Source organism: Aquabacterium sp., from assembly GCF_041915145.1.
Classification (GTDB): Bacteria; Pseudomonadota; Gammaproteobacteria; order Burkholderiales; family Burkholderiaceae_C; genus Aquabacterium.
In genome coordinates this window covers 1-12,477 of sequence record NZ_JAYSBZ010000079.1, presented here as the reverse complement: position 1 = coordinate 12,477, position 12,477 = coordinate 1, and the positions used below count along the sequence as shown (strand labels likewise).

General features: G+C 66.5%; 10 protein-coding genes. 6 read left to right on the top strand and 4 right to left on the bottom strand.

Features of this window, described 5'->3' with window-relative positions; translation table 11 throughout:
• Window positions 1-146 precede the first annotated feature (146 nt).
• Window positions 147-3,068 carry an adenosylcobalamin-dependent ribonucleoside-diphosphate reductase gene (locus tag ACE3SS_RS12935; protein WP_374594569.1) on the top strand — a complete coding sequence of 974 codons (2,922 nt, stop codon included), beginning with the start codon at window positions 147-149 and terminating at the stop codon, window positions 3,066-3,068.
• Window positions 3,069-3,355: 287 nt separating this feature from the next.
• On the opposite strand, the gene ACE3SS_RS12930 is transcribed toward ACE3SS_RS12935, so the two are convergent.
• The 3 genes from ACE3SS_RS12930 to ACE3SS_RS12920 are packed head-to-tail and all read right to left on the bottom strand — an operon-like array spanning window position 3,356 to window position 6,385.
• Window positions 3,356-4,162 (bottom strand): IclR family transcriptional regulator, encoded by an 807-nt coding sequence (locus ACE3SS_RS12930; protein ID WP_374594567.1) that lies wholly within the window; start codon window positions 4,160-4,162, stop codon window positions 3,356-3,358.
• 20 nt (window positions 4,163-4,182) lie between these two features.
• Window positions 4,183-5,520, bottom strand: a complete 1,338-nt coding sequence (locus ACE3SS_RS12925) for an FAD-binding oxidoreductase (protein ID WP_374594565.1) — start codon at window positions 5,518-5,520, stop codon at window positions 4,183-4,185.
• Window positions 5,521-5,551: 31 nt separating this feature from the next.
• Complete coding sequence (locus ACE3SS_RS12920) at window positions 5,552-6,385, bottom strand: DAPG hydrolase family protein (RefSeq protein ID WP_374594563.1); 834 nt, start codon at window positions 6,383-6,385, stop codon at window positions 5,552-5,554.
• Window positions 6,386-6,529: 144 nt separating this feature from the next.
• On the opposite strand from ACE3SS_RS12920, the gene ACE3SS_RS12915 reads away from it, so the two are divergent.
• The 3 genes from ACE3SS_RS12915 to ACE3SS_RS12905 all read left to right on the top strand — a co-directional run bounded on the left by ACE3SS_RS12915 (window position 6,530) and on the right by ACE3SS_RS12905 (window position 9,918).
• Window positions 6,530-6,733, top strand: a complete 204-nt coding sequence (locus ACE3SS_RS12915) for a hypothetical protein (protein WP_374594561.1) — start codon at window positions 6,530-6,532, stop codon at window positions 6,731-6,733.
• Window positions 6,734-7,255: 522 nt separating this feature from the next.
• Window positions 7,256-8,467 (top strand): GNAT family N-acetyltransferase, encoded by a 1,212-nt coding sequence (locus ACE3SS_RS12910; protein WP_374594559.1) that lies wholly within the window; start codon window positions 7,256-7,258, stop codon window positions 8,465-8,467.
• 155 nt (window positions 8,468-8,622) lie between these two features.
• Entirely contained in the window at window positions 8,623-9,918 is a 1,296-nt protein-coding gene (locus ACE3SS_RS12905; RefSeq protein WP_374594557.1) for an HD-GYP domain-containing protein, read from the top strand.
• Window positions 9,919-9,949: 31 nt separating this feature from the next.
• Here ACE3SS_RS12905 and ACE3SS_RS12900 read toward each other — a convergent pair whose 3' ends face one another.
• Entirely contained in the window at window positions 9,950-10,576 is a 627-nt protein-coding gene (locus tag ACE3SS_RS12900; protein ID WP_374594556.1) for a PilZ domain-containing protein, read from the bottom strand.
• A gap of 257 nt (window positions 10,577-10,833) precedes the next feature.
• Between ACE3SS_RS12900 and ACE3SS_RS12895 the strand changes: the two genes are divergently transcribed.
• Together ACE3SS_RS12895 and ACE3SS_RS12890 are read left to right on the top strand one after the other, a co-directional pair.
• Window positions 10,834-11,541: an RDD family protein gene (locus tag ACE3SS_RS12895; RefSeq protein WP_374594554.1), complete on the top strand. Its 708-nt coding sequence runs from the start codon at window positions 10,834-10,836 to the stop codon at window positions 11,539-11,541.
• Window positions 11,538-12,477, top strand: a 940-nt coding sequence (locus ACE3SS_RS12890; protein ID WP_374594553.1) for a stage II sporulation protein M, incomplete at its 3' end; no start/stop codon positions are given. The genes ACE3SS_RS12895 and ACE3SS_RS12890, both read left to right, overlap by 4 nt.

Sequence of the window (12,477 nt, the reverse complement as noted above, 5' to 3'; positions counted from 1 at the left end):
CGCATGACGACAGGGCGGCTCCGGTGATTCACCAAGCCCCCGAGCAATTGTTGGCCTGATTCAACGCAAAACCCTGGTGCCCGCGCGCTTCTAGCCTTGGCGGGCACCCCCATTACAGCCTTCGAGAGACAGCAGGAGACCCCCCGATGACCACCGCTCAACCCACCTCGGCCCCGTCCGCGCCGGCAGCATCCCCCGAGCGCACGGCCGCCACCTTGCCGCCCCAACCCATCAGCGCCGAAGTGCTGGTTGAAAAATACGCCAAGGGCGACGAAGCCAGCGCCGCCGAGGTGTTTGCCCGCGTGGCGCACGCCCTGGCCGAGGCCGAGGTGCCGGCGCAGCGCCCGCATTGGGCCGAGCGCTTCGTATGGGCGCTCGAGGGCGGCTTCATCCCGGCCGGGCGCATCCAGTCCGCCGCCGGCACCGACCTCACGGCCACGCTGATCAACTGCTTCGTGCAGCCGGTGGGCGACTCGATCTCGCAGCTCGAAGACGGCGCCCCGGGCATCTACACCGCGCTCACCGAGGCCGCCGAAACCATGCGACGCGGCGGCGGCGTGGGCTACGACTTCTCGGTGATCCGCCCGCGCGGCGCCTGGGTGGGCAGCACGCAGTCGAGCGCCTCGGGCCCGGTGAGCTACATGCGCGTGTTCGACCGCTCGTGCGAAACCGTCGAATCGGCTGGCGCGCGACGCGGCGCGCAAATGGGCGTGCTGCGCTGCGACCACCCGGACATCGAAGAATTCATCCACGCCAAAGACCAGGGCGACCTGCGCAACTTCAACATTTCGGTGGGCGTGACCGATGCCTTCATGCAGGCCGTGCAGACCGACGGCGAGATCGAGCTGCTGCACCGCGCCGAGCCCGGCGCCAAGCAAAAGGATGCCGGCGCCTACCAGCGCACCGACGGCCTCTGGGTGTACCGCCGCGTGCAGGCGCGCGAGCTGTGGGATCAGATCATGCATTCCACCTACGACCACGCCGAGCCGGGGGTGCTGTTTCTCGATCGGATCAACCGCGACAACAACCTGCACTACTGCGAAACCATCGCCAGCACCAACCCCTGCGCCGAGCAGCCGCTGCCGCCCTACGGCTGCTGCTGCCTGGGCTCGATCGACCTGACGCGCTTCGTGCAGCGCCCCTTTGAAGCCGACGCGGCCTTCGACTTCGCCGGCTTCGCCGAACTCTGCCGCGTGGCCACCCGCATGCTCGACAACGTGCTCGACGTGACCCACTGGCCGCTGCCGCAGCAGCAGGCCGAGGCGCGCAGCAAGCGCCGCGTGGGCCTGGGCTTCACCGGCCTGGGCGACGCGCTGGTGATGCTCAACCTGCGCTACGACACCGAGCCCGCGCGGCAGATGGCCTCGCGCATTTCGATCGCGATGCGCGATGCGGCCTACCTGGCCTCGATCGACCTGGCGCAAGAGCGCGGCGCCTTCCCGCTGTTCAATGCCGACCTGTACTTGAGCGGCGGCAACTTCGCCTCGCGCCTGCCGGCCGAGATCAAGGCGCGCATCCAGCAACAGGGTCTGCGCAACTCGCACCTGCTGTCGATCGCGCCCACCGGCACCATCAGCCTGGCCTTTGCCGACAACGCCAGCAACGGCATCGAGCCGGCCTTCTCATGGAGCTACCGCCGCAAGAAGCGCATGCCCGACGGCACCTTCAAGGACTACGCGGTCGAAGACCACGCCTGGCGTCTGTTCCGCCACCTCAAGGGCGACGACGCCCCGCTGACCAGCGCCTTCGTCACCGCGCTCGAGATGAGCGCCGAAGCGCACAAGGCCATGGTGGCCGCCGTGGCGCCCTACGTGGACACGGCCATCTCGAAGACCGTGAACGTGCCGGCCGACTACCCGTTCGAGGACTTCGCCGACCTCTACACCAGCGCCTGGCAGGCCGGCCTCAAGGGCCTGGCCACCTACCGGCCCAACGCCGTGCTGGGCTCGGTGCTGTCGGTCGATGGCGGCGGTGCCACGCCGGCCACGCAGCCCGAGCCGCTGCGCGCCAACACGCGGCTGAGCATCGACAAGCTGCCCGCGCCGGTGCTGTCGTCGCTGCGCTGGCCGGGTCGCCCCGACCTGAACGCCGGCAACCCCGCCTGGGCCTTCATGGTCGAGCACCCCTGGGGCGCGTTCGCCTTGTTCGTCGGCGAGTTGCCGCAAGACAACCGCACCGTGCCCTTCGAGGTGTGGGTCAACGGCGCCGAGCAGCCGCGCGGCCTGGGGGCGCTGGCCAAGACCTTGTCGATGGACATGCGCGCCGACGACCCCGCCTGGCTGCAACTCAAGCTCGACGCGCTGGCCACCGTGGCCGAGGAGCGCTCGTTCGAGATGCGCTTCCCGCCGCACGGCGAGCGGCGCCGCTTCCCCGGCATCGTGGCCGCCACCGCCGCCGTGGTGCGCTGGCGTTGCGAGCAGCTCAACGCGCTGAAGATCGACGGCCCGACCCCGGTGCTCGACGCGATGTTCAGCCGCCACGAGCCGCGCACCGGCACCGACGGCACGCTGGCCTGGGCGGTGGACGTGGACAACCCCGCGTCCGGCGAAGCCTTCACGCTCACGCTGAAAGAAATCACCCTGCCCGACGGCGCCACGCGCCCCTACTCGATGGGCTTGTCGGGCAACTACCCGCGCGCCCTCGACGGCCTGGCGCGGCTGCTGTCGCTCGACATGCGCGTGCTCGACCCGGCCTGGATCGGCATGAAGCTGCGCAAGCTGCTCAACTACGCCGAGCCGCTGGGCGACTTCATGGCCTTCGTGCCGAGCATCGACCGCAGCCAGCCCCGCCGCCAGCAGACCTGGCCGAGCACCGTGGCCTACCTGGCGCGGCTGGTGATCCACCGCTACGCGATGCTGGGCGTGCTGGACGAGCAGGGCTTCCCGACGCGCGAGATGGGCATCCTGCAAAACCCGGTCAAGCCCGCCGGCGACCACCCGGGCGACGCGCCCACCGCGCCGAGCCTGATGCAGGGCGCGCGCTGCCCCGAGTGCGGCAACGACACCATGATCCAGAAAGACGGCTGCGACTTCTGCACCGCCTGTGGCTACGTGGGCCAGTGCGGTTGACCTCGTGTGCGTTCACCCATAAGCTGCAAGTTTCCGCACATGCTCTGAGTGATTTGAAGGCGGTTCCCTCAGGAGAACCGCCTTTCTATCAATTGGTGCTCGCTAGACCAATGAGTACCGCGAAAGATGACATGGAGCGCACTTGAATCGCCCTGATATTTTTTAGACGCTCGGTGAGTCGAGCAGCTAGGAAATCGGGCCTCTACGCATCGCCTTGTCGCTTTCGATGCAGAGGATGGTCGTCGTTTCGCTTGCCAACAAGGTTATCCACAGCTTGCGGGGATAACTCAGCGCCCAAGCTTCTGCTGCAACGCACGTGCGTGCTGCAGCAACATCGCGATCAGCTCGGCTTCAGCATGTCGAAAACGCTGCGCTGGTACCGGTATCGAGATGGCAGCCAGTTCGGCTGTGGCGCTGCGAATCAAGGTGGACACGGCACAGATGCCTTCGGAGTTCTCTTCACGGTCACACGCAAAGCCATCGCGACGAACAGCCTGGATCTCCTCTTCCAGGCGCGCCCAGTCGGTGATGGTCTGGTCCGTCTGACGTGCCAGCACGAGGCGCTTGCGCACTTTGCGCAACTCATCATCCGACATCGCCGCCAGCAGTGCCTTGCCATTGGCCGAGCAGTGCAATGGAAACGACACGCCTACCGCTGACACGGCCGATAACCGTTGCGAGCCGGCCACCTGGTCGATGAACACGACCTTATCCTGATCCAGCACGGACAGGTCCACCGTCTCCCGTGTGGCTTTGGAGAGGTTTTCAAGCGTCTCGCGGGCCAGTTCAGCCATGTGAAAGCGAGTCGCAGCGGCCAGCGACAGCAAGGCCGGCCCCAGCCTCACACCGCTGACGCTTGATGCCGCCAGCACCAGGCCTTCCTTGTCCAGGGCATCGACGATGCGCTGCACTGTCGAGCGCGGCAAGGTCACTTCACGCGCCAGCTCACCCAGGCTCAGGCCCTCGGGATGATGGGCCAGCGCCCGGAGCATGGCCGCCGCTCGCGCAATGACCTGGATGCCTTGTCGTTCCGTGCTGTCTGATTCGGGGGCGAGCTGATTGGCCTGACTGGCTGCTTGGGCTGGCTTGGACATGGCCGAGAGTGTAGACATGGTCAATGCCCCTTCCACGTCTGGAACAAGCCTTGTGGGTCGTACTCGGCGCGAATGCGCTGGATGCGATCGAAATGCGCGTCGGACAAGAAACGGGCCTGACGCTTGCCCAGGTTCTCATCCGCCAGTTGGATGCCCTTGCTCAAGTGCTCCATGGCCTTCATGTTGTCCGTTGCCCAGTTGCCGTAGCGCGCGTCATCAGCCTGGTCACGCCACTCGCCGTACAGTGCGAGGTAGTGCTTGCCTTCAACCGAGAAGGCCATGTCCTGACGTGCCTCAGGTGGATGCCAGCTGATCATCAGCACATGGCTGGGCATGGGCGGCATGGTGTCTGCGATGCGCTGCAGGCCAGGCAGGATCTGTGACATCGGGGCGTCCGTCCACATGTTGTCGACACTCCATCGCATGCCAGGCGGGAAGATGCGTTTGGCAGCCAGGTAAGACATCAGTGAAGTCGACACAGGCAGCAAGGGTGGCGCCAGGCTGGCCTTGGCGCGCAGGGGGCCCTTGCTCAGAAAGGCCGTGTCCTCACGCGCCTGCCGCCAGCTGTGGGTCAACACCGGCGCAATGACCTCGATGCCGGGCGAGAAGATGCCCGTGGCCTTGCGCGTCAGCAGCAACTGGAACTCCACCGAGCGGGGCACCTGCGGGCCCACCTTTTCTGCCCACAAGAAGACCTCTTCCAGGTGCCGCATGCGGAACACCTGCATGGCCAGGGCCGTTACCTTGGGGCGCGGGTGCACCTTGAGGTGATAGCGCACCACCACGCCAAAGAAGCCCGGCCCCGCGCCAAGCGCTGCCCAGAACAGGTCGGGGTGCTCATGCTCGCTGGCGTGCACCAGTTCGCCTTGCGCCGTCACCACATCCAGACCGACCACGTTCTCGCAAGCCAGCCCCAGCACCCGGCTGTTCCAGCCGAAGCCGCCTTGCAGCAGGTAGCCGCCCAGGCACACGTCCACGGCATGCGCGATCGGGAAAAACAAATCGTCCCGACGCAGGCGCTTGTCGAGGTCCACGCTCCAGCAACCGGGCCCGACCACGGCCAAACGGGCTTCCACGTCCACCTCGATGCGGTTGAGCCGGGACATGTCGATCAGCAAGCCCCCTTCTCGCAAGTGGTTCTGCATCCAGCTGTGTCCACCCGAGCACACGCTGATCTTCAAACCCTCGCGACGAGCCCGCTTGACCGCAGACAGCACATCGAACACGTCATTGGCCTGCACCAGCACCTTCGGCCGCACACCAGGATCGCTGCCATTGAAGCTGGTTCTCAGCACGGCCGCATCAAAGCCGGGTTGGCCGCGCGTCAGCATCACGCCTTTGTCTCGGGGTCTTTGCACTTCTTGCTCCGTGAAACAGGGTGGAGGCCGCTCAACGACCTGGGCCAAAGGTGGCGTAGAGATCAGGCAGGATGGCCGCGAGGTGATTCATCTCCTGGGCATCGTGGATCATCATCTCGGCGGCCTGCGTCGCCGTATAGCGTTGCGTCTGAGCGGCCAGCAAGCCAATGGCGCGCCCCACAGGACCCGGCATTCCGATGGGATGGACATTGGCGCCCCCCAGCCAGAAGCGCGAGCGCATCTCGCTGCCACCGACCACGGGCCGAATGTGATGCACCAGCCAGACGGCTTCGAAAGGCAGGCCCGCGATGCCGCCGCGACCGCAGATGACCACCTCACCCCGCGCACTCAAGCGGCTTTCATCGAAGCCGAGCACGGCAGGTGACACAAAGCGCAGCCACACATGCATGCAACGGGCACCGAGGTACTCCACGATCCTGGAAGTGCGCCCCACGTAATGATTCAGATCGCTGCGCCCATCGGCCCAGGCCACGTCCACATGGGCCAGCGGATGCCACAGCTTGTAGCGCAGCGCCTCGCTGCCATGCCAGGCGAACCACCACGCCCACATGTGCGGCAACACGCCCGGCATCCTGGTGAGACAAGCAATGCGCCCGGCACCATCCGGCGTGATCGTGTAGCCGTTTTCAATCAGCGCATAGCCCTCCTCTTGCATGGCCTCGGCCTGGGACACCGGAGGCAGCAGTTCCTGTGCAACCACGCCCTTGGACAACGCCTCCAGCACATGCTCGGGCAAAGGCGCCATGTGCGGATTGAAAAACCGCGCATAGGGACTGCTCGCCATGTCCTGATCGCTGTAACCCAATCGCCGCTTCGCCATGAAACCACCTTTCCACTTGCGCATGTGCCCCAAACAATTTAACCGCAATGCGATTCGTATGCATCGCATTGTGGGCGATAATGACACTCTTGTCAATCAGAGCGATGCTGACCAGGCGAAGACGTGCGCGCAGACTCTCGAATCAGGAAGTCCACACTTGGAGCCTTCATGTATGACGAGAACGAAGATCAGGCATTGCCCGTTTCGCTGTTGCTCTTCGTCCCGGAGGCACAGCGCGGCAAGTTCAGACAACTGCGCGAGATGGCCGCGCTCAAGCACATCGACATCCACCCCAGCACCACCAACGATGACTTGATGGGTTTCCGTCTGGAACACAAGGAGGAGACTGCGAAAAGACGGGTTTGGCGATGAGGCCAACCAAGGCGGCAACGTAGATTCGCCGACACGCTGCGCCCAGCAAACGCTCAAGCAGGAATCATCGGGGGTGTTAGCAATACCGACTTCCTGCACGCCGTATCGCTCTTTTACACGCGCGAACGCAGGCGTGAGGCGAGCGTGCAGGCAAAACTGGCAAAGAACTCCCTGCCGTGACCGGAAATCGACAGGCGCTGCTAAACCTGCCGCATTCTGCTCATAAGCAGTTCGAGCAAGGGGGCATCTACTTACAGCTTTTGCTCACTAAAGATTGCAGCTTATGGTGATGCCACCGGGGCTCAGCACTATGGCGTTACTTGCACCTTATGCGTCAACGCACACTCGCACAGCCGCCCGCCCCGCCAGACAACAGCGGGGCGGGCGGCGGACATCCCCGGGATGCGGGTACGGCTGGCGCAATGGGTTAAGTGCCAAGCACCAGTCAGTATGATGTCAGGTTGATCCTGCCTCTCGCCAGGCCTCTCGCCAGGCCTCGCGCCCCTGAGCGTCCACCCCGCCATGTTCAATGCTCAGCCGGCCCCGGAGGCCATCCAACCCGTGCTTGCCGGCACCGAAGCGGGCACCCTGACGCTGCAGCGGTGCGTGGCCGACCTGAACCCGCAGCGCGAGGTGCCTGCGTGGTGGACACCCCTGTTCAAGCAGGCCCGCAACGGCTCGATCTTCACCTCGGCCGACTGGTTGCAGGGCTGGCTCGACCAATACGGGCGCGACTTTGGCGGCCAGTGGGTGCGCTGGGAGCACGAGGGGCGTGTCGTTGGCGGCTGCCTGCTGCTGTCGCGCACCGTGCGCAAAAGGCGCATTCCGTTGCGCACTTTGTTCATCAATGCCACCGGCGAAGCGACCGAGCGCACGCCACTGGCCGAGTACAACGACGTGCTGCACTTGCCCGGTTACGAGCCCGCCATTGCCACCGATCTGGCGGCGCTGATCGGCACGACCCGCTGGGACCGCCTCGTGCTGGCCGCCCATGCCGACAACAGCCTGGTCAACCGCATCGTGACGCTGCTGCCGGCCGTGCGCGTCCAGCAGCGCCACTCGCCGGCTTGCCACGTCGATCTGCAGACGTTGCGCGGCGCGCCTTTCGAGCAAACGCTGAGCGCCAACACCCGCGCGCAGATCCGCCGCAGCGCGCGCGCCTACGAGGAACAAGGGCCGCTGACCCTGACTCGGGCCGACTCGCTTGACGAAGCGCTGCGCCTGTTCAACGCTCTGTGCGAGTTGCACACCTCGCGCTGGCAAGCCCGGGGCGAGGCCGGTTCGTTCGGCACGGCCAAGGCGCAGGCCTTCCACCGCCGCCTCATCGAAAGGCTGTGGAGCAGCCGTCAGGTCGATCTCATCTGCCTGAGCACGCCGGGCGGCCCGATCGGCTACCTTTACAACTTCATCCACGACGGACACGTGTCGTTCTTCCAGTCGGGTTTCGCCTTCGAGCCCAGCGGCAAGCTCAAGCCCGGCCTGCTGACCCACGCGCGGGCCATCCAGCATTACGCTGACCAGGGCTGCGTCGAATACGACTTCCTGGCCGGCGATGCGCGATACAAGCGTTCGCTGTCCGGCAGCAGCCGCGAGCTGAGCTGGACCGAAATCTACCGCGACCGCGTCTGGCTGCGCGCCTTGTTCTGGCTGCGCCAGCGCATGCACCATCTCATGGCGGCCGCCTTGCTCGCCGGCCAGTTGAACCCCATCGACATCGCCCGCGGAAGCCTCTGACCCCGCGCCTGACGCTGCCCGCCCGGCGGCAGCGTGACCTCCTGCACGCGCGCCGCGCCTCGCCCCCTAAAGGCGGGGCGAAACCCGACGATATGCAGGCACGCCCACCACCGGGCGATAGCGAATCAGATCAAGGGCGGCTCCGCGAGACAAACATGGCTCAATCCATCGAAACATTGCCGGTCATCCATGTCAACGACCTGCGCGTCGGCATGATGGTGCACTTGGGCATGTCCTGGCTGTCCCACCCCTTTCCGCGCTCCAGCTTCCGCATCTCGACCGAAAAGCAGCTCTCGACCATCCGCAACCTCGGCATCGCCGAAGTGCACTGGGATCCGGCCAACAGCCTGTCCGTGCTGACGCCCGAGCCCGACCGCCACGTTGCCGATGCCGCGCCGCAGCCGGCCGACCAACTGACGCCCGAGCACCTGCAGGCCGAAGCCGCCGCCGCCGAGCGCCGCGCCCGGCTGCAAGCCCAGCGCAGTGCCCTGGCCGCCAGCGAGAAGCAGTTCGCCGAGGCCACGCGGCACTACGCCACCGTGCTCGATCAGCTGCACCGCGACCCCCAAGCCGCCGCGCAGGGCGCCGAAGCCCTGACGCGCGGCTTCGCCGACGTCATGCAGGCCAAGGATCTGTGCGTGCGCGTGCTGGCCGGCCGCGACGGCGACAAGCTCGCCAGCCACTCGGTCAACGTGACCATCCTGTCGATGCTGATGGGCCATACCTTCGGCTGGAACGACGCCGAGATGATGGATCTGGGCATGGGCGCGCTGCTGCACGACATCGGCAAGCTCGAACTGCCCTCGCGCCTGACCAAGCGCCTGCCCAGCTTCACCGCCGCCGAAGCGCGGCTGTACGAGGAGCACGTCAACTACGGCGTGGCGCAGGGCCGCAAGATGGGGCTGAGCGAAGGCGCCCTGTCCATCTTGGCCGAGCACCACGAGCTGGGCGACCACAGCGGCTTCCCCAAGGGCATCGGCACCAACCGCATGACCGCCGCGGCTCGCGTGGTGGCGCTGATCAACCGCTACGACAACCTGTGCAACCCACCCAACAGCACCGAGCAGGTCACCCCGCACGATGCCATCTCGCGGCTGTTCGCGCTGGGCAAGGACAAGTTCGACGTGACCATCATGGCCGCGTTCATCAAGCTGATGGGCGTGTACCCCGCCGGCTCGACCGTGCAGCTCACCGACAAGCGCTACGCCATGGTGATGGCGGTGAACTCGTCGCCGCACTCCACCCGCGCGCTCAAGCCGCAAGTGCTGGTGTACGACCCCGGCGTGCCGCGCGACGAAGCCCTGCTGCTCGATCTCGAAACCGTGCGCGACCTGGGCATCCTGCGCGGCATCAAGCCGCACGATCTGCCCGAGGCGGCACGCGCCTACCTGCAGCCGCGCCCCCGCATCCGCTTTGCCGTGGAGCCGCTGGCCGAAGACGAAGCCGCGTGAGCGCGGGCCCGGCGCGGGTGATCGACCGGGCCTACTCGGCCGACTGCATCAGGTAGTTGAGCACCAGCTTGTCGTTGGTGGACACCGACTTGAACGCCACACCGATGTTGTAGCCCTCGCCGCGCTCGCAACGGCTGCTGTGGCAGATGGTGCAGGCCAAGCCCAGGTTGGCGAGCGACTTGTCGATCTCGACCGCGAGCGACAGCATCAGGTTGCCGCCCACGGCACCCAAGGCCACGGGGGCCTTGATCATGGCGCCGGACACGCTGAGGTCGATCACGGTCACCGTGGCGGCCGGCGCGCCTTCGGGCGTGCCCAGCGCGGGCACCGAGGTCTTCATACGCATGGCACGACGCACCAGACGCGCCTGCACCGCCGGCGGATAAGCCAGCAAGGCGTAGGTGAACGGCTCCTCGAACGTCTGGATGACGCGCGCGCCGAACGTGAAATCGTATTGCCCGGTGAAGCCGCGCACCACGTAGTCTTCGCCCGCCTTCATGCCCGTGGCTCCGGCCGACGCATGCGGCCCGACCATCACGCCCTTGCCGTCGATGGCCGCCAGGAATTGCGCTTCGCGGCTGCCACCCTGCCCCGCGCGCTGGACTTGCAAGGACATGCCTGGGCGCAACTTCATCGTCTTGAGGCTGACGTCATTCACGGCGGCAGTTGTCGACTCTTGAGGCATAACGGAAGACTCGCTGAATTTGGTTATGGACGCTGGTCAGGCAGCTGACGCAGCACCCGTCAGTGTGCGCGAAGGCCGCTTTTTCGGTGGGCATAAACGGGCGGTGTTCGCCACCCAATCCGTGCGATTCCTGGCGGGGTGCGCTCGTTTATGATCCGGCCGCGCGGCCAAGGGAGGCGCTCACCATGATCGACCATTCGGTCGCCCGCTGATCTGCGAAGCATCAACCCGTGGCGCTCGACACGCTGTACCAAGTTGAAACCCCCGAAGGCATTGCGCTGCGCTTGCGCCCTGCCGGGGTCGTGCCACGCGTGCTGGCTTACGCCATCGACTGCCTGATCCGGCTGGTTGTCGCCATCATCGCGCTGCCCATGCTCGGCTCGCTCGGCGGCCTGGGCATGGCGCTGAGCCTGATCCTCTACTTTCTGCTCGAATGGTTCTACCCGGTGCTTTTCGAGCTGGGCTTCGGCGGCGCCACCCCCGGCAAGCGGGCGCTCGGCCTGAGGGTGGTGCTGGACTCGGGCGTGCCGGTCACGCCGGCTGCGTCGATCTTGCGCAACCTGCTGCGCGCGGTCGATTTCATGCCTTTCCTCTACGGCTTCGCCTTGGTGACCATGCTCGTGCGCCGCGACTTCAAACGCCTGGGCGATCTGGCCGCCGGCACGCTGGTGGTGCACGCCCGCGTGGTCAACCAGCACGATGACATCGCCATCGGCCCGGCCCAGGCGCCAGCGCGCGCGCTGAGCCTGAGCGAGCAGGCCGCGGTTGTGGCGTGGGCCGGTCGGGCGCGCAGCCTGACGCCGGCGCGGCTCGACGAGCTCGCCGAGATCGCCCGCCCCGTGACGACCCGCCCCTGCGCGGCCGGCACCGACAGCGCCACCGAGCGGCTCATGCCGGTGGCGCAGTGGCTGCTCGGCAACCGGGGTGACACACCATGATGACGCCGCGCCAGTTCGAGGCCCAATACGCCGCGCTGTGGACCGAGCTCGAACAGCTGCTCGATCAGCTCGAAGGCCGCAGGGCTGCGTGGCCAGCCACCTTGCCGGGTGCGCGCCTCGCGGCGCTGTACCGCCGCAGTTGCGAGCATCTGGCGTTGGCGCAGGCTCGCGCCTACCCGATCCACCTCACGCAGCGGCTCGAACAGCTCACGCAACGGGCCCATCAGCACATTTACCGTCGGCACGATCTGGGCTGGCGCAGCTTTCAGCGCTGGGCGCTGATCGGCTTTCCGCAGTGCGTGCGCGACCACCGCTGGCATGTGCTGACCGCCGCGCTGCTGTTCGTGCTGCCCGCGCTGGCCGTCGGCTGGGCGGCCTACCGCGACTCGGGTTTCATCCTGCACGTGATGGACGCGCGACAGGTGTCGTCGTTCGACCAGATGTACGACAGCGCCGCCGAGTCCATCGGCAAGCCGCGCAGCGCCGACACCGACTGGTCGATGTTCGGCTACTACATCATGCACAACATCGGCATCGGCTTTCAGTGCTTCGCCAGCGGCATCCTGCTGGCGCTGGGCAGCGTCTACTACTTGATCTACAACGGCGCGATCATGGGCGCGGTGGCCGGCTACCTGACCCTGCGCGGCCACGTCGATACCTTCTACCCCTTCGTGGTCACGCACTCGGCGTTCGAGTTGACGGCCATCGTGCTGTCCGGCGCGGCCGGCCTGCGCATCGGGCACGCCTTGCTGGCACCGGGTCGGCTGAGCCGCAGCGCGGCCCTGCAGCAAGCCGCCAGCGCCACCGTCCCCCTGCTCTACGGCGTGATCGCCATGTTGACCATCGCCGCCGCCATCGAGGCCTTCTGGTCGTCGGCCCGCTGGATCCCGCCGTCCACCAAGTACGTCGTGGGGGCGCTGAGCTGGGCCCTGGTGC

Coding starts and splice junctions, on each gene's coding strand:
- ACE3SS_RS12905 (WP_374594557.1), top strand. CDS start 8,623: ATGGCTCAATCCATCGAAACATTGCCGGTCATCCATGTCAACGACCTG.
- ACE3SS_RS12910 (WP_374594559.1), top strand. CDS start 7,256: ATGTTCAATGCTCAGCCGGCCCCGGAGGCCATCCAACCCGTGCTTGCC.
- ACE3SS_RS12920 (WP_374594563.1), bottom strand. CDS start 6,385: ATGCGCAAGTGGAAAGGTGGTTTCATGGCGAAGCGGCGATTGGGTTAC.
- ACE3SS_RS12935 (WP_374594569.1), top strand. CDS start 147: ATGACCACCGCTCAACCCACCTCGGCCCCGTCCGCGCCGGCAGCATCC.
- ACE3SS_RS12915 (WP_374594561.1), top strand. CDS start 6,530: ATGTATGACGAGAACGAAGATCAGGCATTGCCCGTTTCGCTGTTGCTC.
- ACE3SS_RS12930 (WP_374594567.1), bottom strand. CDS start 4,162: ATGTCCAAGCCAGCCCAAGCAGCCAGTCAGGCCAATCAGCTCGCCCCC.